The organism is Streptomyces paromomycinus (genome assembly GCF_003865155.1).
In the GTDB taxonomy this organism is placed as follows: Bacteria; Actinomycetota; Actinomycetes; order Streptomycetales; family Streptomycetaceae; genus Streptomyces; species Streptomyces chrestomyceticus.
Genome location: NZ_BHZD01000001.1, coordinates 5,390,588 through 5,415,141, shown reverse-complemented (window position 1 = coordinate 5,415,141; position 24,554 = coordinate 5,390,588). Strand labels below are relative to the sequence as shown.

General features: G+C 72.6%; 19 protein-coding genes. 11 read left to right on the top strand and 8 right to left on the bottom strand.

The window, feature by feature from the left end; all coding sequences use genetic code 11:
- Nucleotides 1-432 precede the first annotated feature (432 nt).
- Both OEIGOIKO_RS22980 and OEIGOIKO_RS43565 read right to left on the bottom strand, forming a co-directional pair.
- Nucleotides 433-1,860 (bottom strand): EsaB/YukD family protein, encoded by a 1,428-nt coding sequence (locus OEIGOIKO_RS22980; RefSeq protein WP_125055623.1) that lies wholly within the window; start codon nucleotides 1,858-1,860, stop codon nucleotides 433-435.
- A gap of 200 nt (nucleotides 1,861-2,060) precedes the next feature.
- Complete coding sequence (locus OEIGOIKO_RS43565; protein WP_148112433.1) at nucleotides 2,061-2,798, bottom strand: RDD family protein; 738 nt, start codon at nucleotides 2,796-2,798, stop codon at nucleotides 2,061-2,063.
- A 160-nt stretch (nucleotides 2,799-2,958) separates the two neighbouring features.
- Here OEIGOIKO_RS43565 and OEIGOIKO_RS22965 point away from each other — a divergent pair, with 160 nt between their 5' ends.
- From OEIGOIKO_RS22965 to OEIGOIKO_RS22935, 7 genes are all read left to right on the top strand, one after another.
- The gene (locus OEIGOIKO_RS22965) at nucleotides 2,959-4,362 is read left to right on the top strand and encodes a sensor histidine kinase (protein WP_125055620.1); all 1,404 of its coding nucleotides are present in this window, start codon (nucleotides 2,959-2,961) and stop codon (nucleotides 4,360-4,362) included.
- A gap of 411 nt (nucleotides 4,363-4,773) precedes the next feature.
- Nucleotides 4,774-6,096: a sensor histidine kinase gene (locus OEIGOIKO_RS22960; protein ID WP_125055619.1), complete on the top strand. Its 1,323-nt coding sequence runs from the start codon at nucleotides 4,774-4,776 to the stop codon at nucleotides 6,094-6,096.
- Between the two features lie 435 nt (nucleotides 6,097-6,531).
- Nucleotides 6,532-7,191 (top strand): response regulator transcription factor, encoded by a 660-nt coding sequence (locus OEIGOIKO_RS22955; protein WP_281288434.1) that lies wholly within the window; start codon nucleotides 6,532-6,534, stop codon nucleotides 7,189-7,191.
- A 274-nt stretch (nucleotides 7,192-7,465) separates the two neighbouring features.
- Entirely contained in the window at nucleotides 7,466-9,499 is a 2,034-nt protein-coding gene (locus OEIGOIKO_RS22950) for a 2-oxoacid:acceptor oxidoreductase subunit alpha (protein WP_125055617.1), read from the top strand.
- Complete coding sequence (locus OEIGOIKO_RS22945) at nucleotides 9,492-10,586, top strand: 2-oxoacid:ferredoxin oxidoreductase subunit beta (RefSeq protein ID WP_125055616.1); 1,095 nt, start codon at nucleotides 9,492-9,494, stop codon at nucleotides 10,584-10,586. Before OEIGOIKO_RS22950 ends, OEIGOIKO_RS22945 begins: the two co-directional genes overlap by 8 nt.
- Nucleotides 10,587-10,810: 224 nt before the next feature.
- Entirely contained in the window at nucleotides 10,811-11,890 is a 1,080-nt protein-coding gene (rarD, locus tag OEIGOIKO_RS22940) for an EamA family transporter RarD (RefSeq protein ID WP_125055615.1), read from the top strand.
- 129 nt (nucleotides 11,891-12,019) lie between these two features.
- A complete protein-coding gene (locus tag OEIGOIKO_RS22935; RefSeq protein WP_246177494.1) occupies nucleotides 12,020-13,423 on the top strand; it encodes a M28 family metallopeptidase in 1,404 nt (467 codons plus the stop codon).
- Between the two features lie 50 nt (nucleotides 13,424-13,473).
- On the opposite strand, the gene OEIGOIKO_RS22930 is transcribed toward OEIGOIKO_RS22935, so the two are convergent.
- The 6 genes from OEIGOIKO_RS22930 to OEIGOIKO_RS22905 form a co-directional block, all read right to left on the bottom strand.
- Nucleotides 13,474-14,394, bottom strand: a complete 921-nt coding sequence (locus OEIGOIKO_RS22930) for an ABC transporter permease (RefSeq protein WP_125055614.1) — start codon at nucleotides 14,392-14,394, stop codon at nucleotides 13,474-13,476.
- Complete coding sequence (locus OEIGOIKO_RS22925) at nucleotides 14,381-15,346, bottom strand: ABC transporter ATP-binding protein (RefSeq protein WP_125055613.1); 966 nt, start codon at nucleotides 15,344-15,346, stop codon at nucleotides 14,381-14,383. Before OEIGOIKO_RS22925 ends, OEIGOIKO_RS22930 begins: the two co-directional genes overlap by 14 nt.
- Nucleotides 15,347-15,473: 127 nt before the next feature.
- Nucleotides 15,474-16,787: a LolA family protein gene (locus OEIGOIKO_RS22920; protein WP_125055612.1), complete on the bottom strand. Its 1,314-nt coding sequence runs from the start codon at nucleotides 16,785-16,787 to the stop codon at nucleotides 15,474-15,476.
- A gap of 235 nt (nucleotides 16,788-17,022) precedes the next feature.
- On the bottom strand, nucleotides 17,023-18,036 hold the full coding sequence (locus OEIGOIKO_RS22915) for a polyprenyl synthetase family protein (protein ID WP_125055611.1): 1,014 nt from the start codon (nucleotides 18,034-18,036) through the stop codon (nucleotides 17,023-17,025).
- A gap of 360 nt (nucleotides 18,037-18,396) precedes the next feature.
- Nucleotides 18,397-19,611 (bottom strand): FAD-dependent oxidoreductase, encoded by a 1,215-nt coding sequence (locus OEIGOIKO_RS22910; RefSeq protein WP_125055610.1) that lies wholly within the window; start codon nucleotides 19,609-19,611, stop codon nucleotides 18,397-18,399.
- On the bottom strand, nucleotides 19,608-20,918 hold the full coding sequence (locus OEIGOIKO_RS22905; RefSeq protein ID WP_246177493.1) for a carboxylate--amine ligase: 1,311 nt from the start codon (nucleotides 20,916-20,918) through the stop codon (nucleotides 19,608-19,610). The genes OEIGOIKO_RS22910 and OEIGOIKO_RS22905 overlap by 4 nt, the downstream gene beginning before the upstream one ends.
- Nucleotides 20,919-21,274: 356 nt before the next feature.
- Between OEIGOIKO_RS22905 and fahA the strand changes: the two genes are divergently transcribed.
- The 4 genes from fahA to OEIGOIKO_RS22885 all read left to right on the top strand — a co-directional run bounded on the left by fahA (nucleotide 21,275) and on the right by OEIGOIKO_RS22885 (nucleotide 24,384).
- A complete protein-coding gene (gene fahA, locus OEIGOIKO_RS22900) occupies nucleotides 21,275-22,474 on the top strand; it encodes a fumarylacetoacetase (protein ID WP_125055609.1) in 1,200 nt (399 codons plus the stop codon).
- A complete protein-coding gene (locus OEIGOIKO_RS22895; protein WP_125055608.1) occupies nucleotides 22,471-23,187 on the top strand; it encodes a GOLPH3/VPS74 family protein in 717 nt (238 codons plus the stop codon). The genes fahA and OEIGOIKO_RS22895 overlap by 4 nt, the downstream gene beginning before the upstream one ends.
- A 138-nt stretch (nucleotides 23,188-23,325) precedes the next feature.
- A complete protein-coding gene (locus tag OEIGOIKO_RS22890) occupies nucleotides 23,326-23,856 on the top strand; it encodes a hypothetical protein (protein ID WP_125055607.1) in 531 nt (176 codons plus the stop codon).
- A gap of 186 nt (nucleotides 23,857-24,042) precedes the next feature.
- Nucleotides 24,043-24,384, top strand: coding sequence for a hypothetical protein (locus OEIGOIKO_RS22885; protein ID WP_125055606.1), 342 nt, complete (start codon nucleotides 24,043-24,045; stop codon nucleotides 24,382-24,384).
- The last annotated feature ends 170 nt before the right edge of the window (nucleotides 24,385-24,554 follow it).

Below are 24,554 nucleotides of genomic sequence, written 5' to 3'. Positions count from 1 at the left end.
GCGGGCGCCACAGGCGTGCCCCCGGGCGCCCCGGCAGGAACCGTCGGCGCCGTCCCGCCACCGACGGCACCACCTGCCGGCACCACTCCACCACTCACCCCCGGCGCATACCCAGGCATCGGCGGCACCACCGGCCCCGGCCGACCTGGCTGCCCCGGTGACCCCGGCTGCCCCGGTGACCCCAGCTGCCCCGGCGGCCCTCCCTGTCCCGCCCGGCCTGCCTGTCCCGCCCGCCCTGACTCCCCCGCACCTGACTGCTCCGGCTGCCCCGCCTGTCCTGGCTGCCATGGCTGCCATGGCTGCCCCGCCTGTCCTGGCTGTCCCGACATGAACCCCTCCGCCGCCCCTTCTGGTCGGACTGATCGCTCCGGCCGACCGTCGCGGCCGATCATTTTCGTCGACCCGGCCGGTCCTTCGCGGCCGGCCGGCTGGTCAGAACAGGTCCGGCAGACCGCCGTACACCCCGAGCGCCCCGAGGGCGACCGGAATCAGCGCCACCACGCTCACCGACTCGACCACGTTCATCAGGTGCCGCGCCCGCAGCCGTACGTGCTCCGGCGGCCGCACCGCGAGGGCGGCGAGCGGCAGCAGCACCAACAGGCACAGCAGGGTCAGCGCCGCAGCCGGATTCCCGCCGTCGGCCCCCCACAGCAGGACGAGCCGTACGCAGACCGCCGCACCGGCCACCAGCAGCGCCACGACCTCCAGGACCAGCGGATAGGCCCGCGCCCGCGAGAACAGCACGACGCTCAGCAGCACCGCTGCCGTCACCGTCCAGCCGTCCGCCGTTCCGGACGCGCCCCCGGTACCACTGACGGCCAGCACACCGGCCGCCCCGGCCGATCCGGCCGTCGTGACGGCGGCCAGGGTGAGCCCGCGGTGCGTGGCGCCCAGGGCCGCCGCGGCCCGGTGCCTGCTGACCGGCGCGCCTCCGGAGTGGCGGTCGTCCAGGCGCGTCAGCCCGGCCGACGCCAGCGCGAGCCGCGGCAGACATCCCAGTACGAGGACCGAGACCACGCCCAGCACGACACCGGTACGGGCCGGGTCGGCGACCGCCAGCCCGATGGCCCACGCGCCGGCCGCGGCCGCGACGGCCGCCGCTCCGACGAGTCCGCCCCGCCCCAGGCCCGTACAGAGCCCGAGCAGCGCGAGTACGGCCGCCACCGTCAGCCCGACAGCGGCCAGGCGCGGGGCGCCGTCCGGCGTCGCGCCCCAGGAGGCGAACACGCCGAGCGTTCCGCCCACCAGGAGCAGCGCGGTGGCCGGCGCCTTCCGGGGGAGCAGGAGGCCGGCCGCCGCACCGGCTCCGGCCGCGGCCACCGCGGCCAGGCCGAGCCACAGGCCGGCCCGGCCCAGCCCGTACCGGTCGCCTGCGAACACGCCGACGACGACCGTGAGCAGCACGGCGGCCACGACCGCCGCCCATGTCCGACTCCGCTCGTCCCACTGCCGGACGTACCCGCCTCGGCCTTCGCGGTAGTCGCGGCCCTCGTGGCCGCCATCACTGCCGTCGCCGCCGCGTTCGTCGGGTCCGTCCCGGCCACCCTCCGGCTCACCGTTCACGCCCCGCCCGGCCGGAATATCGGGCGCACCGTGCTCCCGTACCAGTCGCACGACGGAACCGTCCGCCACGTTCGCAGAAGCAAGCGTCTCGCTCCGCGCGAGCACCGCTCCGCCCGCCGTCACCAGACGGCACGTCGGCGGCTCGTACGCCGCCCGGTCACCGGCCGCCCGCAGGATCTCGGGCAGCAGCGCGCCGATCGGCTCGTGCGCGGGCACCACCAGGTCGACCCGCCGCCGTTCGCCCGCCAGCACCAGCCGTCGCAACGTCACCCGCTGTCCGGCCTCAGCGTTCACCATGCCGACCACGCCCCCGTACTAGAACCGGAACCCACCCCACCGCACCGCGACACGATACGACTCGCCTCCCCCGCCCCGGAACCACCTGCCCCCGGCCGCCTGTCCGTCACCCGCCCCGGCCGCGCCCCGGGTGCCCGCCCTCGGGCCGACAGCCTCCGGGCCGCCCGGCTCCTACCGGTCCGGCAGCTCCTGACCAGCGCCTACTTGCGCTTGACCACCACGGTGCCGGCCACCTTGTCGTGCAAGCACTGCCGGAACGGTTCGTCCCAGCAGCACCACAGCACATTGATCAGCCCCAGGAACGGCACGAACCCCATCGGGATCACCACGGCCCAACGCCCGAGTGCCTGCCCGAAGGTCAGTGCCGCCCCGTCGCTCAGCCGGGCGATGCGCAGACCGCAGATCTGCTTGCCGAACGTGCCGCCGTACTTCCAGTTCATGAACGGCTCGTAGAGCAGCACCGCGACCACGCCGACGATCCCGGCCAAGGCCGTCGGTATGCCCACTCCGGCACCGCGCGGCAGCAGGGATTGGACGATGCCGACCACCACGAGGATGACGACGACGGCGACGGCCTGGAAGACCCCGTCCAGCGCCCGTGCCCCGAGTCGCGCCCCCTGGCCTGCGAGCATGCCTATGGGCGGCCCGCCCGCCTGCGGAGTTCCGTACGGGTACCCCTGCTGTCCCGGCGCGCCGTATCCGGGCGCTCCGTATCCAGGTGCCCCGTATCCAGGCGCTCCGTAACCAGATGCCTGGCCCTGTCCCTGGCCCTGCCCGTACGCCTCGTAGGGCGGCTGCTGCCCATAGGGCGGTTGTTGTCCGCTCGGCGCCTGTTGCCCGTTGGGGGCCTGCTGCCCGTTGGGCGGCTGCTGGCCATACGGCCCTTGCTGTCCGTAGGACGGCTGCTGCCCGTACGGTCCCTGCTGGTGCTCACTCATGTCAGAGATCCAAGCTGCCGTGTCCGCCTTCGCACAAGCCGCGCCCGCCGTGGCCGCCGCGGCCCGGGGCGGCCCGGGGCGGCAGGGTGAGGAAAACCCCACCTCTGGTCACCGACGGCCCCCATGGTCGGCCCGGGTGGTGACCGGCAAGCTAGGGCGTATGACCGCACCTTCCGCTCACGACCGACGCCACGATCACCTCTCCGGAGGGACCGCACCGGTGCCGGGCGCCATCGGTCACGGCCACCGTCCCGACGGTGGCGATCCCCTGCCGCCGCCCCGGGCCGCGCTGTCCGCCGCGACCTGGCGGGAGGTCGCCCATCTCCTGACCAACCTCCCGCTGGGCGTCCTGGCCTTCGCCGTACTGACCGTCTGGCTGGTGGCGGGCATCGGGCTGTCCGTCACCGTCGTGGGGCTGCCGCTGCTCGCGGCGGGGCTCCTGGTGTGCCGTCAGTACGGGAAGCTGGAGCGCGCCCGCGCACGGTGTCTGCTGGGCGTACGGGTGGACGAGCCCAGCCCGCTGCACACGGCGGGGAACGGTTTCTTCACCTGGCTGTGGCTGCGCCTGAAGGACCCGGTCGGGTGGCGGCACGCGCTGTACGCGTTCATCCGGCTGCCGTGGTCGATCCTGACCTTCCCGCTGACGATCGCCTCGTTCTTCCTGCTCTGGCCCGCGCTGCCCTGGATCGCGCGCGGACTGGCCAACGTGGACCGGATGATGGTGCGCGGTCTGCTGTCGCCCTCCGACGAACTGGAGCGGCGGATCGCCGAGCTGAAGTTGGACCGCGCGACGGTCTCCGACACCGCCGCCGCCGACCTGCGCCGGATCGAACGTGACCTGCACGACGGGGCGCAGGCCCGGCTCGTGGCCCTGGCCATGGGGCTCGGTCTGGCCAAGGAGAAGCTGCTGGAGGATCCGGACGCGGCGGCCCAGATGGTCGACGAGGCGCACGGCGAGGTGAAGCTCGCCCTCCAGGAGCTGCGCGACCTCGCGCGCGGCATCCACCCGGCGATCCTTACCGACCGCGGGCTGGGCCCGGCCCTCACCTCACTGGCGGGTCGCTGCACGGTCCCGGTCACGGTGGAGGTGGACGTGGCGCAGCGGCCCGCGCCGGCGATCGAGGGCATCGCCTACTTCACCGTCTCCGAACTGCTCCAGAACGTCGCCAAGCACAGTGGCGCGCGGGCGGCGCGGGTGGAGCTCTGGCGCGCCCAGGACCGGCTGCTGATCCAGGTCCAGGACGACGGACGGGGCGGTGCGCGGCTGGACGGCGGCAGCGGGATGGCCGGGCTCGCGGAACGGCTGGGTTCGGTGGACGGGGTGTTCGTCCTCGATTCACCGGCCGGCGGGCCGACACGGGTGACGGCCGAACTGCCGTGGCGGGGCCGGGCGGGGGACGAGGACGGTCGCCAGGCCGCGGGCAAGGGCGCGCGGGCCGGAGCGGGAGCGGTGGCGCGCGGCGGCGGGAAGGCGCGCGGGCGGGACAAGGGGCAGCGGGGCGAGCGGGAACGGGGCGAGGGAGAGCGGGCAGGCCGGCGGAACGGCGTGGGCGCCGGCGGCTGACCGCACGGCGGCCACGGGCCGCGTACGGACTCCCTACGGGCTCGCACGGGCTCCGTGCGGACTTCCTACGGGCTCGTACGGGCTCCGTACGGACTTCCTACGGGCTCGTACGGGCTCCGTACGGACTCCCTACGGGCTCGTACAGGCTCCGTACAGGCTCCGTGCGGCCTCCCTACGGACTCCGTGCGGACTCCCTACGGGCTCCGTACGGGCTGCGGGGTGGGGAAAACCCCAGGGTGAAGACTGCGCTTTCCCTCATGGTGCGGGCGGCGGCGAGCGCGGAGGCTTGAGGTAGTCGGAAGAGCCGGATGCAGCGGTTCTGACGGCACGGCAGCAACTGGACGCTGCCGGAGGTGCACAACGGCGCCGGCAGCAGGCCGACCCGGACCTGGCAGAACGGACGACGAGACCATGGACACCGCCTACGGACCCCCCTCCCCCGCACCGGCGACCTCGCGCGTGCCCGTCGCCCTGCGCGCCCCGTTCGCGGGCCGTACCTGGCGGGAGTTCCTCTACCTCCTCCTGAGCCTCCCGGTCGCCTGCGTGATGTTCAGTTACGCCGTCGCCATGGTCTCGATCGGTGCGGGCCTGCTGATCACCTTCCTGGGCATACCGGTGCTCGCGGGCGCGCTGATCGGCTGCCGGGGGTTCGGAAACCTGGAGCGGATCCGGGCGCGCGCGCTGCTGGAACTGGACGTGGAGCACCCGGAGCCGGTGCGCCCCGCCAAGCCGGGGATGATGAGCTGGGTCTGCGCGGTGCTCAAGAGCGGTGCCTCCTGGCGCCATCTCCTGTACTCGATACTCCACTTCCCCTGGGCGGTCTTCGCCTTCGTCTTCGCCGTGACGTTCTGGACGGTGGCCTGGTCCCTGTTCCTCTACCCGCTGTGGCAGTGGACGTTCCCCGCCTACCTCGACCAGCCGGGCATCCAGCTGTGGGGCAACGGCCGGGGAGACGGCCTCTACCTGGACTCCCCGCCCGGCATGGCGATAGCCAGCGGCCTCGGCCTGCTGCTGGTCCTGGCCGGACCGTGGCTGATACGCGGCCTGACGCACGTGGACCGTGTCCTGGTGCACGGGCTGCTCGGCCCCTCCCTGCTCGCCACGCGCGTCTCGGAGCTGGAGACGGACCGCGGGGTGGTCGTGGACACCGCCGCCGCCGACCTGCGGCGCATCGAGCGGGACCTGCACGACGGCGCACAGGCCCGGCTGGTGTCGCTGGCGATGGACCTGGGCCTGGCGAAGGAGAAGCTGGCGCGGGACCCGGAGGCCGCCGCGAAGATGGTGGACGAGGCACACGGCGAGGTGAAGATCGCCCTCCAGGAGCTGCGCGACCTCGCGCGCGGCATCCACCCGGCGATCCTCACCGACCGCGGGCTGGGCCCGGCGCTGTCGGCCCTCGCCGCCCGCTGCACGGTGCCGGTCAAGGTCTCCGTGGACCTGGACCACCGCCCGGCCGCGGCCATCGAGGGCATCGCCTACTTCACCGTCTCCGAACTGCTCCAGAACGTCTCCAAGCACGCCCGGGCGGGCAGCGCCTCCGTGGACGTGTGGCGGGTGGCGGACCGGCTCATGGTGCTCGTCTCGGACGACGGGCAGGGGGGCGCGAGCACGGAGACCGGCAGCGGGCTGGCGGGACTGGCCGAGCGGCTCAGCGCGGTCGACGGCCTCCTGGTCGTCGACTCCCCTCCGGGCGGCCCGACCAACGTCACGGCAGACCTTCCCTGGCGCGCCTGACCCGGCCGCCCGGACCAGGCCCGGGCCGGGCTGACCGTTCCACCTGCCCGCGCCCCGGCCCACCTGAGTGGTCCGGGCGGTCCGGGCGGTCCGGGCAGCCCGGGTGATCCGGGCAGCCCGGCAACCCGGCAACCCGGCGGCCGGGCAGCCCAGCAGCCCAGCAGCCCAGACCACGACTCGCCCCGGTCCTGCCCCGTTCCCCCTCCCCTTCCGCCTCACCCCACCCCACCCCCGTCCCGTCCGGAATGGCCCCCGCCACCGCCCGCCCATCCGGTGCGGCCCCCGGCCGGTCCCGCGTGACGCCTCGTCCCGTCCGGAGTCGTGTCCGCCGATTCGGGGCGGGTGGGGGCGGCCGGGATCGGATGCTGGGATGCTGGGGGCGCAGGGTGGGGAAATATCAAGACGTGGGGGGCAGGAAGAGCCGTGGAGGACAGGGTGCGGGTGGTCATCGCCGAGGACTCGGTGCTGCTTCGGGAGGGCCTGACCCGGTTGCTCACCGACCGTGGGCACGACGTCGTGGCGGGGGTGGGCGACGCCGACGCGTTGATCAAGGTCATCGGGGAGCTGGTGGCCGAGGGTGAGCTGCCGGACGTGGTGGTGGCGGACGTACGGATGCCGCCGACGCACACGGACGAGGGGGTGCGGGCCGCGGTCCGGCTGCGGCGTGATCACCCGGGGCTGGGGGTGCTGGTGCTGTCGCAGTACGTGGAGGAGCAGTACGCGACGGAATTGCTCGCGGGATCCAGTCACGGCGTCGGCTATCTCCTCAAGGACCGGGTAGCCGAAGTGCGGGAGTTCGTCGACGCGGTGGTCCGGGTCGCCGAGGGGGGCACCGCGCTGGACCCCGAAGTGGTCGCGCAGCTGCTCGGCCGCAGCCGTAAGCAGGACGTGCTGGCGAACCTCACGCCACGCGAGCGGGAGGTCCTGGGGCTGATGGCCGAGGGGCGGACGAACTCCGCGATCGCGCGGCAGCTGGTGGTGAGCGACGGTGCGGTGGAGAAGCACGTCAGCAACATCTTCCTCAAGCTGGGCCTGTCGCCGAGTGACGGGGATCACCGCCGGGTGCTGGCCGTCCTCAGGTATCTGGGCTCCTGAGAAACCGACACGCTGTCAGCCACGCAGGTTGCGGGCGGCTCCGTGGGCCGTCCGGGACCTGAGGAGTAGAACCAAAGGCCGAGACGCGAGCGTCTTGGAGAAGGGGGCCGGGGGGCGGTTGTTTCATGACAATTCCTGACAGAGTGCTGTCTCATGTCCGCGTCCATCATGTGATCGGCCCAGGGAAGGCGACCCTTACCCACGTACGATGTTCGTGGGACGACCGGTCGGCACGACGAGTCCCGAGCCACCGCCCCGAGGGAGGTCCGAAGCAGTGACCAGCCAGGTCAGCAGCCAAGCCGAGCAGGCCGACGGAGCGCTCACCCGGGAGCCGCAGGCTCCCGGGACCGGCGCCGACGGCGGGAAGAACGGCGGTACAGACGGCGGTACAGACGGCGGTAAGAACGGCGGCAAAGAGGTACGTCGCCTGGACCGGGTGATCATCCGGTTCGCAGGCGACTCCGGTGACGGTATGCAGCTCACGGGCGACCGGTTCACCTCCGAGACGGCGACCTTCGGCAACGACCTGTCGACGCTGCCGAACTTCCCCGCCGAGATCCGGGCCCCCGCCGGCACCCTGCCGGGCGTCTCCAGCTTCCAGCTGCACTTCGCGGACCACGACATCCTCACCCCCGGCGACGCGCCCAACGTCCTGGTGGCGATGAACCCGGCCGCGCTGAAGGCGAACCTGGCGGACGTGCCGCGCGGCGCGGAGATCATCGTCAACACCGACGAGTTCACCAAGCGGCCGATGGCGAAGGTGGGCTACGACGTCAGCCCGCTGGAGGACGGGTCGCTGCAGGCCTACAACGTCCACCCGGTGCCGCTGACGACGCTGACGATCGAGGCGCTCAAGGACTTCGGGCTCTCCCGCAAGGAGGCCGAGCGCTCCAAGAACATGTTCGCGCTGGGCCTGCTGTCGTGGATGTACCACCGGCCGACCGAGGGCACCGAAGCGTTCCTGCGGCAGAAGTTCGCCAAGAAGCCGGACATCGCCGAGGCGAACGTCGCCGCGTTCCGCGCGGGCTGGAACTTCGGTGAGACCACCGAGGACTTCGCGGTCTCCTACGAGGTCGCACCGGCCACCCAGGCGTTCCCGACGGGGACGTACCGCAACATCTCCGGCAACCTGGCGCTGTCGTACGGCCTGATCGCCGCCGGGCAGCAGGCCGACCTGCCGCTCTACCTCGGCTCGTACCCGATCACGCCGGCCTCGGACATCCTGCACGAGCTGAGCAAGCACAAGAACTTCGGCGTGCGGACCTTCCAGGCCGAGGACGAGATCGCCGGCATCGGCGCGGCACTGGGCGCCGCCTTCGGCGGCGCGCTCGCGGTGACCACCACCTCGGGCCCGGGCGTGGCGCTGAAGTCGGAGACCATCGGGCTCGCGGTCTCGCTCGAACTGCCGCTGGTCATCGTGGACATCCAGCGCGGCGGCCCGTCCACCGGCCTGCCCACCAAGACCGAGCAGGCCGACCTGCTCCAGGCGATGTACGGGCGCAACGGCGAGGCGCCGGTGCCGATCGTGGCGCCGAAGACGCCCGCCGACTGCTTCGACGCGGCGCTGGACGCGGCGCGCATCGCGCTGACGTACCGTACGCCGGTCTTCCTGCTGTCCGACGGCTACCTGGCCAACGGCTCCGAGCCGTGGCGCATTCCGGAGGTCGACGAACTGCCCGACCTGCGGGTGCAGTTCGCGTCCGGCGCGAACCACACGCTGGCCGACGGCACCGAGGTGTTCTGGCCGTACAAGCGTGACGAGCAGACCCTCGCCCGGCCGTGGGCGGTGCCCGGCACACCCGGTCTGGAGCACCGGATCGGCGGCATCGAGAAGCAGGACGGCACGGGCAACATCTCCTACGACCCGGCCAACCACGACTTCATGGTGCGGACGCGCCAGGCGAAGGTCGACGGCATCGAGGTGCCGGACCTGGAGGTCGACGACCCGACGGTGGAGGCGGCCGTCAAGGACGGCCAGGGTGCCGCCGCCGCGCAGGGCGCCGACACCCTCGTGCTGGGCTGGGGCTCGACGTACGGGCCGATCACCGCGGCCGTCCGGCGCGTACGGCGGGACGGCGGGCGGGTCGCGCAGGCCCATCTGCGCCATCTCAACCCCTTCCCGCGGAATCTCGGCGCGGTGCTGGCGCGTTACGACAAGGTGGTCGTACCGGAGATGAACCTCGGCCAGCTCGCGACGCTGCTGCGGGCGAAGTACCTCGTCGACGCCCGCTCGTACACCCAGGTCAGCGGAATGCCGTTCAAGGCCGAGCAGCTTGCGGAGGTCTTTAAGGAGGCCATCAATGACTGAGACGATCGCGGAGGGGACCTCGACGATCGAGGCGCTTTCGCTGGTGCCCAAGGCCGAGGCCAAGCAGTCCATGAAGGACTTCAAGTCCGATCAGGAAGTGCGCTGGTGCCCCGGCTGCGGTGATTACGCGGTTCTCGCCGCCGTGCAGGGCTTCATGCCCGAACTCGGTCTGGCGAAGGAGAACATCGTCTTCGTCTCGGGCATCGGCTGCTCGTCCCGGTTCCCGTACTACATGAACACGTACGGGATGCACTCCATCCACGGCCGCGCCCCGGCCATCGCCTCCGGCCTGGCCTCCTCGCGCCGCGACCTGTCGGTGTGGGTCGTCACCGGCGACGGCGACGCGCTGTCCATCGGCGGCAACCACCTCATCCACGCGCTGCGCCGCAACGTCAACCTCAAGATCCTGCTGTTCAACAACCGGATCTACGGTCTGACCAAGGGCCAGTACAGCCCCACCTCCGAGGTCGGCAAGATCACGAAGTCGACGCCGATGGGTTCGCTGGACGCGCCCTTCAACCCGGTGTCGCTGGCCATCGGCGCGGAGGCGTCCTTCGTGGCCCGTACGGTCGACTCCGACCGCAAGCACCTGACGAGTGTGCTGCGCGCGGCCGCCGCCCACCCGGGCACGGCGCTGGTGGAGATCTACCAGAACTGCAACATCTTCAACGACGGCGCCTTCGAGGTCCTCAAGGACAAGCAGCAGGCCGAGGAGGCCGTGATCCGTCTGGAGCACGGGCAGCCGATCCGCTTCGGCGCGCCCGCCGAGGACGGCCTCGGTGCCAAGGGCGTGGTACGGGATCCGGCCACCGGTGACCTGAAGGTCGTGGACGTGGCGACGGTGGGCGCGGACGCGGTGCTCGTCCACGACGCGCACAACGCCTCGCCGACCACCGCGTTCGCCCTGTCCCGCCTCGCCGACCCGGACACGCTGCACCACACCCCCATCGGCGTGCTGCGCAACGTGGACCGCCCGGTGTACGACACGCTCATGGGTGAGCAGTTGGACACCGCCATCGAGCAGAAGGGCAAGGGCGACCTGGCCTCCCTGCTGGCCGGCCACGACACCTGGACAGTGGTCGGCTGACCAGCCGGTCACGGGCCTTCCGGTGCCCGTACGGAGCGTCTTCGGACGTCCCGTACGGGCACCGTCGTTTTCGGCCGCGTGGTGGCCGGTCCGCACCGCCAACCCGGCCTTGTCATGACCGTATCCCGGAACGGACATGACAGTTGGGCCGTCCGGCGTTACCTTCAGAACGCGACCCGTGCCACCGCCGGCGCAGATGGAGCAGCATTCCTCCGGAGGGCCCCTTGCAACCCCAGAACGAACAGCGCACCGGACTCGTCTACGGCACTGCCGCGTACGTGGTGTGGGGCCTCCTCCCGCTGTACTGGCACCTGCTGGGCGACCTGGCCCCCACCGAGATCCTGGCCCACCGGATGGTGTGGTCGCTGCCGGTCGCCGTCCTCATCCTGGCCGCGATACGCCGCTGGTCCTGGGTACGGGAGCTGGTGCGGCAGCCCAAGCGGCTCGGCATGGTGCTGGTCTGCGCCGCGGTCATCTCCGTCAACTGGTTCCTGTACATCTGGGCGGTCAACGCCGGGCACGTGCTCGAAGCCAGCCTCGGGTACTTCATCAACCCGCTGGTCAGCATCGCCTTCGGCGTCCTGGTGCTGCGCGAACGGCTGCGGCCGTTGCAGTGGACGGCCGTGGGCATCGGCTCCGCGGCGGTGGTCGTGATGGCCGTGGCGTACGGCAAGGTGCCCTGGATCTCCCTCGCGCTGGCGTTCTCGTTCGCCACGTACGGCCTGGTCAAGAAGGGCGTGAAACTGGGCGGCATCGAGGGCTTCAGCGCCGAGACGGCGATGCAGTTCCTGCCCGCCCTCGGCATCCTGGTCTTCCTCGGCGCGCGCGGCGAGGCCGGGTTCCTGACCGGCGGGGCGGGCCGGATGCTGCTGCTCATGGGCTGCGGCGTGGCCACCGCGCTGCCGCTGATCGCCTTCGGGGCGGCGGCGGTACGGCTGCCGCTGACCGTGCTCGGGATGCTCCAGTACCTCGCGCCCACCTTCCAGTTCGCGCTCGGTCTGCTGGTCTTCCACGAGGAGATGCCGGTGGAGCGCTGGGCGGGCTTCGGTCTCGTCTGGCTGGCGCTGGTGGTGCTGACGTACGACGCGGTGCGCACCGCCCGTTCCGCGCGTACAGCGCTGGCCACGGCCCGCAAGACGGCCCGGGAAGTGGTCGGGGAGACGGCCGCGGCCCTGACCCCGGCCCCCGCGGAGCAGGCCTCCCCGGCAGCCGGGCGGCCCGCCCCGGCAGCCGCGTCCGCGTCCGCGCAGCCCGCCCCCGAAGCCTCCGCAGCCGCCCCCGAGGTGGGTGCCGCCCAGCGCTGACCCGCCCCGGAACGATATGCGGGTCGGGGTGTCCGGATTCCGCCTTGCCAGCGGCGCGTGGCGCGCCCACCATCAGCTTCGCGCCATGCACGGTCCGTTCACTCCACGTTCGGAATCCGGAGACCCCTCATGTCATGGAATGCCGCAAGACCCCGCCCGACCAGGCGTTTTCGAAGATCTGGCAGCAGCGGCGGCAGTGGTCCCGGCGGCCTCGGGCTGACCGCCGCCGGTGCCGTACTCGGCCTGATCGTTGCGATACCCGGGGCGGCCGGTGCGGCCACCGCCGCGCCCGCCGCCGCCCGCTCCACCACCCCCACCGTCAGCACCGCCGCCGCCCCCGACCTGCCGCTGGCCAACGTCAAAGCGCACCTGAGCCAGCTCCAGTCGATCGCCACCGCCAACGGCGGCAACCGGGCCCACGGCCGGCCCGGCTACCGGGCCTCGATCGACTACCTCAAGGGCAAGCTGGACGCCGCGGGCTTCACCACCAGCGTGCAGCAGTTCACCACCGGCGGCACCACCGGCTACAACCTGATCGCCGACTGGCCCGGCGGCGACCCGAACCAGGTCCTGATGGCCGGCGCGCACCTGGACTCCGTCAGCGCGGGCCCCGGCATCAACGACAACGGCTCCGGCTCGGCCGCGGTCCTCGAAACCGCGCTGGCCGTCGCCCGCACGGGCGCCAAACCCGCCAAGCACCTGCGGTTCGGCTGGTGGGGCGCCGAGGAGCTGGGGATGCGCGGCTCGCAGTACTACGTGAGCCGGCTGGCCGCGACGGAGCGGTCGAAGTTCAGCGGCTATCTGAACTTCGACATGGTGGGCTCCCCCAACCCCGGCTACTTCGTCTACGACGACGACCGCACCATCGAGGCCGTGTTCAAGGCGTACTACGCCGCGCTGAACATCCCCACGGAGATCGAGACCGAGGGCGACGGCCGCAGCGACCACGCGCCGTTCAAGAACGTCGGCATCCCCGTGGGCGGCCTGTTCTCCGGCGCGGACTACACCAAGACGGCCGCGCAGGCGCAGAAGTGGGGCGGTACGGCGGGCCAGCCCTTCGACCGCTGCTACCACCGCTCCTGCGACACGTCGTCGAACATCAACGTCACCGCCCTGGACCGCAACAGCGACGCCGTCGCCCACGCGGTGTGGACGCTGGGCGTCGGCACGACGACCCCGCCCGGCGGCACCGTCTTCGAGAACACCGACGACGTGCAGATCCCGGACGCGGGCGCCGCGGTGACCTCGTCGGTGACGGTCTCCGGCCGTACCGGCAACGCCCCGGCCACCCTCCAGGTCGGGGTGGACATCAAGCACAGCTACCGCGGTGACCTGGTCATCGACCTCGTGGGGCCGAGCGGGCAGGCGTACCGGCTGAAGAACTCCAGCGGTTCGGACTCGACGCCGAACGTGAACACCACGTACACGGTGGACGCGTCCGCCGAGCCGGCCGACGGCACCTGGCAGCTGCGGGTGCAGGACCTCGGGCCGCAGGACACCGGCTACCTCGACAGCTGGAAGCTCACCTTCTGACGGCCGGCCGCACCGGCGGCCCGTGACCGTACGGCACGGGGCGGCGCGGCTCAGGCCGTGACGTCCCGCGCCGTGAAGCGCGCCCAGGCGGCGGAGCCGAAGACCGCCGCGTACACCGCCTGGAGGGCGAAGTTCTTCTGGAGCTGGTCCCAGTAGACGGGCTCGCGCAGCACGTCGGCGAAGGACAGCCAGTGGTGCGAGAAGAGGTACGGCTGGATCGCGTGCAGCTGCGGGACGGTGTCCAGGATCTGCACCACGATCAGCAGTCCGACGGTGGTGGCCATCGCCGCGATGCCGCTGTTGGTGAGCGTCGAGACGAACAGGCCGATCGCCGCGACCCCCACCAGGGACAGCGCCACGACGACCGCGATCGCCAGCGCCCGCAGCAGCCCCTCGCCGAACGGCACGCTCGTCCCGGACAGCAGCGTCACCTCGCCGACCGGGAACAGCAGCGCGCCGGTCACCAGCGCCGACACCGCCACGACCAACGTCGCCACCAGGCAGAACGTCAGCGTCGTCGCGTACTTGACCAGCAGCAGCCGGGTCCGCCCGGCCGGTGCGACGAGCAGGTAGCGCAGCGTCCCGTTGTGCGCCTCACCGGCGACGGCGTCCCCGGCGACCACGCCGACCGCCAGGGGCAGGAAGACCGGCAGGGTGACGGCGAGCGCGGTGAAGACCAGGAAGAGACCGTTGTTGGTGATCTGGGAGACGAACGCCGCGCCGCCGGAGCCGCCCTGGCCACCGCCCTCACCGCTCGTCTCGATCTTGACGGCGACACCGATCAGGACCGGTACGGCGGCGAGGACGGCGAGCAGCGCGAGGGTGCGCCAGCGCCGGAAGGTCGTCCCGATCTCGTTGCGCAGCAGGCCGAGCGACCACAGCGGCCGCGGCGCACGGCGCACGGCCGCGCTGTCGGCCGCTTCCGCGCTGTCGGCCGCTTCCGCGCTCCCGGCCGTCTCAACCCGCGACATCGAAGCCCTCCCCGGTCAGCTGTACGAAGACGTCCTCCAGGGACGCCCGTTCCACGCCGAAGGCCCGTACGCGCACTCCGGACCGTACGAGCGCGGCGTTGACCTCCGCCAGATCGGGCGGCCCGCCGGCCGGCGCCGGCAGGTCCCCGGTCACCCGCTCCTGCGCCACCACGAGGTCGGTCACCCCGTGCTCCTTGAGCACTCGCGCCGCGTCGGCAGTGTCGGGCGTGCCGACCACCAGCCGCCCCCGCGTGCCCGCGGACAGCGCGGCGACCGTGCCCTGGGTGACGAGCCGGCCGCGGGCCATCACGGCGGCGTGCGTGCAGACCTGCTCGATCTCGTCGAGGAGGTGGGACGAGAGGAAGACGGTGGTGCCGTCGCCCGCCAGCTCCCGGACGAGCGTACGGATCTCGCGCATGCCCTGCGGGTCCAGGCCGTTGGTCGGCTCGTCCAGCACGAGGAGCTCGCGGGGCTGCAGGAGCGCCGCGGCCAGCCCCAGCCGCTGCTTCATGCCCAGCGAGTAGGCGCGTGCCTTCTTTCGGGCGGCGGCGGCCAGCCCGACCCGTTCCAGCGCGTGGTCCACCCGCCGCGCGCGGGTGCGGGGGTCGGTGGCCGGGTCGGCCGCGTCGTACCGTACGAGGTTGTCCCGCCCGCTGAGGAAGCCGTACAGCGCCGGTCCCTCGATGAGGGCGCCGACCCTGGGGAGCACCCGGCGGGCGGCCCGCGGCATCGGCTCGCCGAGCAGCCGGGCGCCGCCCGCCGACGGCTCGATCAGGCCGAGCAGCATTCTGATGGTGGTGGTCTTGCCCGAGCCGTTGGGCCCGAGGAAGCCGAAGACGCTGCCGCGCGGTACGGCGAGGTCGAGACGGTCGACGGCCAATTGCCCGCCGCGGTAGGTCTTCGTCAGCCCCCGGGTCTCGATCACCCGGTCCCCGGCGGACGGCTGCGTCATCGGCTCCCCCATGTGGTCACGCCTGTGGTCACGCCTTAGGTCGCGCCGGTGACCGCGGCCGGTCGCGCCGGCGGCCCCGTCCCGGGCGCGGGGCGCGGCCGTCCGACCGCGCCCCGTGCCGCTGCCGTCACTTGGCGGACTCGGCCGCCTTGATCAGGGACTCCTTGTCCACGGCACCGGCGTAGACCGAGCCGTCGTCCGTCACCAGGGCGTTGACCAGGCGGGTGCTGTAGAGCCGGCCGGAGCCGAACTTTCCGTCCACCTTCTCGCCCAGGCTGTCCAGCAGCTTGGCCGCGTCACCGGACGCGCCCTTGCCGTCGGCCGAGGAGAGACCGGTGCCGACGCCCTTGACGTGGGCGATCGAGGTCCAGCCGGAGCCGATGACGTCGACGCCGCCCTTGCCCTTCGCGGCCTTCTCACCGCCCAGGCCGTACTGCCCCAGGATGCCCTTGAGGTCCCCGGCCGTCCGCTCGCCCTTGGCGCGCTGCTGCGCGCGGGCCTTGTCGCCGTCCACGACCTCGGCACCCTTCGGCGGCTTGAAGTCGAAGGTGCCGGCCGCGGGCTTGGCGAAGTCGACGGAGGTGAAGCCGACGTCGATCGCGGCGGCGCCGCCGCCCTTGGGCGTGAGCGTGAACTTCAGCGGTACGCCGGTCTCGGCGTCCACCGAGATCCGGATGGAGTCGACCGTGGAACCGGCCTGCTTGGGCTTGATGGAGAGCTGGTACGCGTCCCGTCCGGCCACCTTGGCCGTGCCGTCGACGGTCACCGAGGTGCTGTCGCCGACCGCGTCGAGCGCCTTCTTGGCCAGCTCCTGCGGGGTGGCGTTCTTCAGGTCGCCGCTCTCGCCGGACTTGCCGGACCCGTGCTTCCCGTCCTTGCCCGCTCCGGCCGGGATCGTGCTGTGGTACGCGGTGTTGCTCTTGCTGTCGTAGCCCCAGATGTCACGGCCGTTGTGCACGAGGTTGTACTCGGCGGCCTTGCCGACGACCGATACCCGCTGCTTGTCCGGCCCGTCGGCGGCGACCTGCAGCGTGTGCGAGCCGGACGCCAGGTCCATCAGCTGGTTCTGCGGGCTCGCGGAGGCGCCCTTGCCGTCCTTGCCGCCCGAGCCGCTGCCGCCCTGGCCCGCGGAGCCACCGCCGAAGGCACCGGCACCGGCGCCCGACAGGGACGGCAGCCCCAGGTCGGTGTTCGTACGGACCGTGCCCGACAGCTGCTGCACGTCCGACGCGGCGACCTTGGCTATCAGGTCCTGCGCGGAGATCTTCGGCAGGTCCGGGGAGCCGGCGCCGGCGAACGCCGGGACCAGCCCGACCGTGGCCGCGGTGATGCCCACGACGGCGGCCGGAACGGCGTACCGCATCATTCTGCGGCGCTTCGCGGAGCGCCCCCCGTCCCCGTCCCATTCGTCGGTGACCTGTGCCGGTTGGTTCCGTGGCATGTGCCTTACCTCCGTCGTAAGCGGCGGCCTGCTGCGCGACGTGCTCGTCCCACTCCCGGGCTCATTGTGACCCGTTCCGCCGCGGCGTGGTGCTCTCCATCCCACCAAACCGGCCAGCCCGGCGCGTCAGCCCCGGGGGCCAACTCCGCGTACTCCGGTGGGATGAGCCCCGCGCAACCGCAGGGTGGACCCGGTATGACCAAAGACAGAGACGGACCCTAAGGGTTACCGGAGGTCACCCCGCCCGGTGCACCACCGAGTCGCAGAGCCCTTCCAGCGCGGCCTTCGCCGTGCACTCCGGCAGCGGCGCCAGGGTGGCCCGCGCCTCCTCCGCGTAGCGCACCGTGTCGCGGCGGGCCTGCTCCAGCGCCGGGTGGGCGCGCAGTCCGGCCAGCGCCTCGGCGTGCCGGGCGTCGTCGGTCAGGTCGCCGGCCAGCAGGTCGCGCAGCTCGCGGTCCTTGTCGGTGCCGTGCTCGCCGTCGGCCAGGGCGCGCAGGTGCAGGACCGGCAGGGTCGGGATGCCCTCGCGCAGGTCCGTGCCGGGGGTCTTGCCGGACTCGTGGGAGTCGCTGGCGATGTCCAGGACGTCGTCGGCGAGCTGGAAGGCGGTGCCGAGGCGTTCGCCGTACTGGGTCAGGATGTTGACGGTCGTCTCGTCGGCGCCGGACATCATCGCGCCGAAGCGGCCCGCGACGGCGATCAGCGAGCCGGTCTTGCCCGCGATGACGTCCAGGTAGTGGTCGATCGGGTCGCGGCCGTCCCGCGGGCCCGCCGTCTCCAGGATCTGACCGGTCACGAGGCGTTCGAACGCTTCGGCCTGGATACGGACGGCCTCCGGCCCGAGGTCGGCCAGTATGTGCGAGGCGCGCGCGAAGAGGAAGTCGCCGGTGAGCACCGCCACGGAGTTGCCCCAGCGGGCGTTGGCGCTGGCCACCCCGCGGCGCACGTCCGCCTCGTCCATGACGTCGTCGTGGTACAGCGTCGCCAGGTGCGTCAGCTCCACGACGACGGCCGAGGGGACGACGCCCGGCGTGTGCGGGTCGCCGAACTGCGCGGCCAGCATCACCAGCAGCGGCCGGAACCGCTTGCCACCTGCGCGGACGAGATGCTGGGCGGCCTCGGTGATGAACGGCACGTCGCTCTTGGTGGCCTCCAGCAGGCCCTCCTCGACAGCCGCCAACCCGGCCTGGACATCGGCCTCAAGAGCCTGGTCCCGCACGCTCAGCCCGAAGGGCCCGACGACGGTCACGAGGGGTACTCCTGTCTGCTGACGATCAAACGGATTGTCGATCTGTCGCTGTCTCCACCATTGGCCAGCGTATCCGGTCGCTGTTGGATCACCGTGAGCGCCCGCCCCTCCGACGCCCTCGAACGGTGTGCGGGCCCGTTCGACAGCCGCGCGCGGGCGGCACGGGGGCGGCGGAAGGGCCGGTGGACGGCGGCCACCGTGCCACCCGCGTCCGCATGGCGAACATGCTTCTCGCACCTCGGACACCGATGGATTCCGGACAGAACGGAGCACCCCGACCTTTTTGCGACGGGGTGCTCGTCAGACCTTCCGGTCAGGCAGCCGCTCGGGAGGGCTTCCCCAGCCCCCACTCAGGCGCCCCTACCGCGCCACCGCCTCCGCAACCCGCCGGGACGCGAACTCCGTACCGCAGACGAAGCGCATCACGGGCCCGAAGGACGCCGCCGCCGGAAGGCCCGTGAAGTGCAGGCCCGGGACGGAAGAGCCGAAGCCCGCGTCCAGGCGGGGCCCTCCGCCGCCGACCGTGACGCCGGTGCGCAGGCCCTGGCCGAGGAAGTCCATCGCCGCCAGGTCGACCTGGTAGCCGGTGGCGGCCAGCACGTGATCGGCGGCCAGTTCGCCGGTGCGGCCGTCGGGGGCGCGCAGCGTCAGGACGGGGCGGCCGTCCTCGACGCGGGCCCGGACGATCCGCTGCCCGGCCGTGACCTGGACGCGCCCCACGAAGCGGTCGCGCAGCCACCAGGCGCCCAGCGGGCCCAGCACCCTGCGGACCAGGTAGCGCCGGGCCGGTGCGGGCAGGTGGCGGAAACCGCCCGCGTAGTAGGTGAACGCGTACAGCGACCACGCGTTGCCGAACGGTGTCTCCGGCCGCAGCCTGGGCTGCTGGTCCGGCGGCGCGCCGAAGCCCACTGCCGTACGCCCGCGCGCGACGACCCGTACGGACCGGGCACCGGACTCGGCGAGCAACACCGCGCTCTCCAGTGCCGACTGCCCGGCGCCGACCACCACCACGTCCCGGCCCGCGAAGACCGACAGGTCGCGGTGCTGGGAGCTGTGCGAGACCGGGCCGGTGGGGGACGGGCCGTCCGGCACCGCCGCGGCCAGTTCACGCGGCAGCCGGGCGAAGCCGGTCAGCCCGGTGGCCACGACGACCGCGCGGGCCCGGAACTGTTCGCCGCTGTCCAGTTTCAGCTCGAATCCGGCGGAGCGCCGGTCGTATCCGCCGGACCGCCGGTCGACCGAGACGACCCGTACCTGTTCCAGGTCGGGCACCAGCCGTTCCTGGAACCATTCGCCGTACCGCACGAAGGTCTCGACGGGCAGGATGTCCCAGTCGGACTCGTAGCGCCGCCCACCCACGGCGTCGCAGAAGTCCTGGAGCGTGTGCCCGGCCTGCGGGGCGTCGATGGTGGACGCCGCCGGGGTCGACTTGAGCAGCATGCCCGCGGGCATGTTCTCGCGCCAGCTCACCATCGGCCGGCCGAAGACGCGTACGGGCACGCCCCGCGCGCGCAGGTGCGCCGCCGTCGACAGGCCGTACGGACCGGCTCCGACGACTGCTACCGGAGTGTTCACGTGCGTTCCCCTCCCCAGGGTGTTGCTGCTGGTCCGGCAGTGCCCCCCACTGCCCTTGCGGGGAACGGTCGTACTGATCCCCCGTTCATCGCCCGCGCGCGTCTGCTCGCCCGGCGCAGCTCGACCAGGTGCCGGGCTCCCGGACCGACGAAGCGGGCCAGCATCGTGAAGAACGGCTTGAGGTCGTCGGCTGCCAGCCACGCCAGCTCGGTGCCGGTGGCGCGGCTCGGCGCGTGCGGCGTGGTGTAGCCGCTGCGGCGGTACGCGAGCAGCGCCGGCAGATCGATGTTCTCCACGACGAACCGCTGTCCGGCCCGCTGTTCCGCCTCCGGGACCTTGCGGCCGGTCAGGTCCAGGTGCTGGGCCCGTACGACGTCGATGCCCGCCTCGTTCTCGAACAGCCGGAACTGGGCGCCCATCCGCGGGTTGAAGTCCAGCAGCTTGTACGCGCCGTCCCGGCGGTCGTAGCGCCAGTCCAGGTCCACGATGCCGCTGAAGCCGACGCGCTTGACGAACTGTGCCGTCAGCTCGGCCAGTTCGGGGTTGTCGACGACGTACGCGCAGGCCGTCATGCCCGCGTGCGGCGGCCAGGAACGCACCTTGACCCCGGTGAACAGGCTCAGCGCGGTGCTGTCCGCGTCGAAGTACGCGTGCACGATCCAGTCCTCGGCCTCCTCCCGCGGCAGGTACTCCTGGAGGATCACGTCCGGCCGCGTGCCCCAGTCGCGCGCCAGGCCGACGAGCTGGTCGGGACCCGCGATCAGGGTGGTGCCGGCGACCGAGGGGTGCCGGCGCCGCTGGAACGCCTCGCGGTTCTTGGCCACGACCGGAAAGCGCGCCCGCGCGGCGAAGTCCTCGATGTCCGAGAGCGACTCCGGGAAGACGGACGCCGGTGACGGAATACCGTGCTCGACGCAGAGTTCGTACAGCCCCTGTTTGCTCGCCAGGCGGCGCGGCAGGCCTGCTTCGGTGCGGGGGAACAGGAAATGGCTGCCGAGGACGTCGGCGTACTCACCGATCAGGACGGCGGCCTCTTCGTCGGTCGGGATCAGGACCGCGGGCCGGCCGATGCGTTTGCCGATGCGCAGCAGCACCTCGACGAGCTGCTGGGGGTCTTCGCGTCCGGTGGTCGGCCAGACGCAGCGTCCGTGCAGGTAGCGTGAGGTGGCGGCGGGTGTGAACCGGTCCTCGGTGATCGCGTACATGGGTACGCCGAGACGCCCCAGACTGCGGATCGCCCCCACCCCGCCGTGGTGCAGCGGATAGTCCCCGATCTTCACGATGAGCCCCGGAACGGTCCGGTCCACCGCGAACGCTGTGCTGCTCCGAGCCACCTGACCCCCCAACGGCGCGCGTCCCGCCCCGGCCACGCCCCGCAAGGAAGTTAGAGCCGAACTGCCCACTCGGGTACCGTATTTCCGGACATTACGAACTCTTTTATGGCGCTTTGCCAACGCCTTTCGTTCGGTTCTGAATTCTTTTCTTCCGCTGTCCCTTCGGTTCGCCGCTGTCCCGGCCACCTCGGTGGCGGCAACCGCTGTCCGTCCGGGCATCCCCTCGCGGCCCGTCGGGCCGTAATCTGATCGCAGAGCCCGCCGGCCCGCCGGCCGGGGCCGCGGCCACAGGTGACGACGCACGCGAGAGACCACGCGAGGAGCCGTACATGTCCGAGCACCACCCGCTCGACCTGCCCGAGGACCACCCCTTCGGGCCGCACACCCTCCCCTACGGCGTCTTCAGTACGGCGGACGATCCGACGCGGCGCCGCATCGGCGTGCGCTACGGCGACCACGTACTCGACCTCGACGCGCTGGCCGCCACCTCCGGATCGCCGCACGCCGACCTGCTCGCCGCACCGACCCTGAACCCGCTGCTCGCCGCGGGCCGCGAGACCTGGCAGGCCGTACGGGAGGCCGTCCGCACGGCCGTCACCGACCCCGCGCACCGCGCCGCCACCGAGTCGCTGCTGCTCCCGCTGAACGCGGTGACGCTGCACCTGCCGTTCGAGGTCGCGGACTACGTCGACTTCTACGCCAGCGAGCACCACGCCACCAACGTCGGCCGGATCTTCCGGCCGAACGCCGACGCGCTGACCCCCAACTGGAAGCACCTGCCCATCGGCTACCACGGCCGGGCCGGCACGGTCGTCGTCTCCGGCACCCCGGTCGTACGGCCCGACGGCCAGCGCAAGGCGCCCGCCGACACGGCGCCCACCTTCGGGCCCTCCCGGCGGCTGGACATCGAGGCGGAGGTCGGCTTCGTCGTCGGCACGCCGTCGGCGCTCGGCGAGCCGGTCGGCCTGGCCGGCTTCCGCGACCATGTCTTCGGCGTCTGCCTGGTCAACGACTGGTCGGCGCGCGACATCCAGGCCTGGGAGTACGTGCCGCTCGGCCCCTTCCTCGGCAAGTCCTTCGCGACCTCCGTGTCCGCGTGGATCACGCCGCTGGACGCGCTGGACCACGCCCGCACGGCACCGCCCGCCCGCGACGTCCCCGTCCTGCCCTACCTGGACGACTCGGACGCCGAGCCGGGCGGCATCGACCTGCGCATCCAGGTCGACATCAACGGCGAGACGGTCGCCCGCCCGCCCTTCTCCGCCATGTACTGGACCGCCGCCCAGCAGCTCACCCACATGACGGTCAACGGCGCCTCGTTGCGCACCGGCGACCTCTACGCCTCCGGCACGGTCTCCGGGCCGGAGCCGGACCAGCTCGGCTGCCTCCTCGAACTCACCCAGGGCAAGGGCCCGTTCCTGGAGGACGGCGACGAGGTCACGCTGACCGCCTGGGCGCCGGGGCCCGAGGGCTCCCGGATCGGCCTGGGTGAGGTCACCGGACGTATCCGGCCCGCGCGTACGTCATGACCGGGCACGGGGCGGGGAGCGAGTGGGGCGGCGCGGACCACGGCCCCACGCTGGCCGAGGAGTTGCTGCTCCTCGCCCTGGACCCGGCGCGGGGCAAGCCGCTGAACTATCCGTCCTACCTGCGGTACGGCCTGGCCGGCGCCGCCCTCGCGGAGCTGGCGCAGGCCGGGCGGGTCACCGAGGGCCGCGGCGGCCGGTTCCTCGTGGGCAGTCCGCTGCCCGTCGGTGACCTGGTGCTGGACGCGGCGCTGGCCACGCTGTCCGCCCCCGGCAAAGGCGGCGAGGTCAAGGTCAAGCGCTGGCTGCGGCACGCGGCGCGCGGTGTCGACGAGGCGTGCCGGCAGCGGCTGGAACAGCGCGGTGCGGTCCGCCGGGAGTCCCGGCGCGCGCTCGGCCTGTTCCGTTACGAGCGGCTGGCGGCCGGGCCGGTGGACCTCGCCGGACCTGCCCGCGCGCGTTTCAAGGGGGCGCTGGCCACCGGCTTCGCGGACCCGCGCGACCGGACGCTGGCCGCCCTGGTGTCGGCCACCTGCCTGGACCGCAAGCTGGAGCTGGGCCGGGACCGGCGGGCCGTACGCCGCGACCTGAAAGCGCTGGACCGCGACGACTGGATCGCCCGCGCGGTGGCGGCCGTGATCCTTCAGGACCAGGCCACCGCCGGCAGCGGTGGCGGTGGCGGTGACGGCGGCGGTGACGGTGGCGGTGGCGGATGAGACGGCCGAAGGTCACGGCGGCGCACCGACTGCGTAGCGACGCCGCCGCAATCACTCCGGTCCCACCCGTTACGGACCTGGGCCGCGCATCGCATTGCTAGCCTCTCGTCTCCCTGCCCTACGACGGAGGAGACGCACGTGCGCAAGGCAGTGCAGATCGCCGGTACGGCCGCCATAGCCGCGCTGCTGCTCAGCGGCTGCGGCAGCGGTGGCGGAGACGGCAAGCGCGACGCGGCGGGCGGGACGGGCACGGCGCCGGCCGCCTCCCCGTCGCAAACCCCCGGCGGCCCGGCCGGTGACGGCTCCGGCGGTGACGGCTCCGGCGTTGACGGCTCCGGCACCAGCCGCCTCGACGGCGCCTGGACCGCCACCACCGGCGACTCGCACCTCACCCTCGTGATCTACCGGGGCATCGCCTCACTGGGGCTCGGCGCGGACACCGGGTCGGCCTGCCAGGGCAAGGTGGAGACGGTGGGTACCACGGTGATCGCCCTGAAGTGCATGGGCGGCCACACCACCCGCACCCTGGGAACCGTCACGCCGGGCGCGGACGGCAGGACGCTGAAGGTGCGCTGGAAGGACGGGCCCACGGACGACTTCACCAAGGCCGAGGGCAAGCTCAAGCTTCTGGGAATGCCGAGCCTGCCCGCGGGTACGCCCGGCTCCTGACGGCCGATCAGGCGCTGAGCCGTCCCAGGGCCTGACCGGCGCGAACGGCCGAGGGCCGCCGCGAACGGCGGAGGCCCGCTACGCCACCAGGGGTGTTTCCGGGGCGGCGCCGGGAAAGACGCCATACGCTGAGCCATATTCACTCCGAGTAGTTGCTCGACACCGACAACCACGAGGAGTCACGAGATGCGCCTGCGCACCTCCGTCGCCGCCGCCTTCGGAGCGGCCGTACTCGCCCTGACCACCCCCGCCTCCGCCTACGCCGCCGACGGCGTCTTCTCCTACGGCTTCAACACCGGCAACCAGCTCGACCAGCGTGCGGCCCTGTTCAACCCGCCCGGCAAGCAGTGCATCACCCTCAAGCTCCCGAACGGCGCCGACTTCGCCTACGCGGCGCTCAACCGGACGAACGCCACCGTGACCCTCTTCGCCGACGACGACTGCAGCAGCGACGCCTTCTACGTCGTCCCGCCCGGCAAGGCCGCGCCGAAGAAGGTCCTGGTCCGGTCGGTGCTGTTCTCCCGCTGAGCCCGGCCTCCCCCGCACTGAGCTGCGCCTTTCGCACTCCGGCCGGCCCTCCTCGTACGTGCTTCAGGCCGCGCCGGTCCCCTTCGCCCGAGTGGCGCAACGGCCGCCGTCCGGCACCCCCGCAGGGGTACCGGACGGCGGCCGTGGAGCGTGCGCCGTACGCCGGCGTC

Coding starts and splice junctions, on each gene's coding strand:
- OEIGOIKO_RS22885 (WP_125055606.1), top strand. CDS start 24,043: ATGCGCCTGCGCACCTCCGTCGCCGCCGCCTTCGGAGCGGCCGTACTC.
- OEIGOIKO_RS22895 (WP_125055608.1), top strand. CDS start 22,471: ATGACCGGGCACGGGGCGGGGAGCGAGTGGGGCGGCGCGGACCACGGC.
- OEIGOIKO_RS22925 (WP_125055613.1), bottom strand. CDS start 15,346: ATGACGCAGCCGTCCGCCGGGGACCGGGTGATCGAGACCCGGGGGCTG.
- OEIGOIKO_RS22930 (WP_125055614.1), bottom strand. CDS start 14,394: ATGTCGCGGGTTGAGACGGCCGGGAGCGCGGAAGCGGCCGACAGCGCG.
- fahA (WP_125055609.1), top strand. CDS start 21,275: ATGTCCGAGCACCACCCGCTCGACCTGCCCGAGGACCACCCCTTCGGG.
- OEIGOIKO_RS22960 (WP_125055619.1), top strand. CDS start 4,774: ATGGACACCGCCTACGGACCCCCCTCCCCCGCACCGGCGACCTCGCGC.
- OEIGOIKO_RS43565 (WP_148112433.1), bottom strand. CDS start 2,798: ATGAGTGAGCACCAGCAGGGACCGTACGGGCAGCAGCCGTCCTACGGA.
- OEIGOIKO_RS22965 (WP_125055620.1), top strand. CDS start 2,959: ATGACCGCACCTTCCGCTCACGACCGACGCCACGATCACCTCTCCGGA.
- OEIGOIKO_RS22935 (WP_246177494.1), top strand. CDS start 12,020: ATGTCATGGAATGCCGCAAGACCCCGCCCGACCAGGCGTTTTCGAAGA.
- OEIGOIKO_RS22920 (WP_125055612.1), bottom strand. CDS start 16,787: ATGCCACGGAACCAACCGGCACAGGTCACCGACGAATGGGACGGGGAC.
- OEIGOIKO_RS22980 (WP_125055623.1), bottom strand. CDS start 1,860: ATGGTGAACGCTGAGGCCGGACAGCGGGTGACGTTGCGACGGCTGGTG.
- OEIGOIKO_RS22945 (WP_125055616.1), top strand. CDS start 9,492: ATGACTGAGACGATCGCGGAGGGGACCTCGACGATCGAGGCGCTTTCG.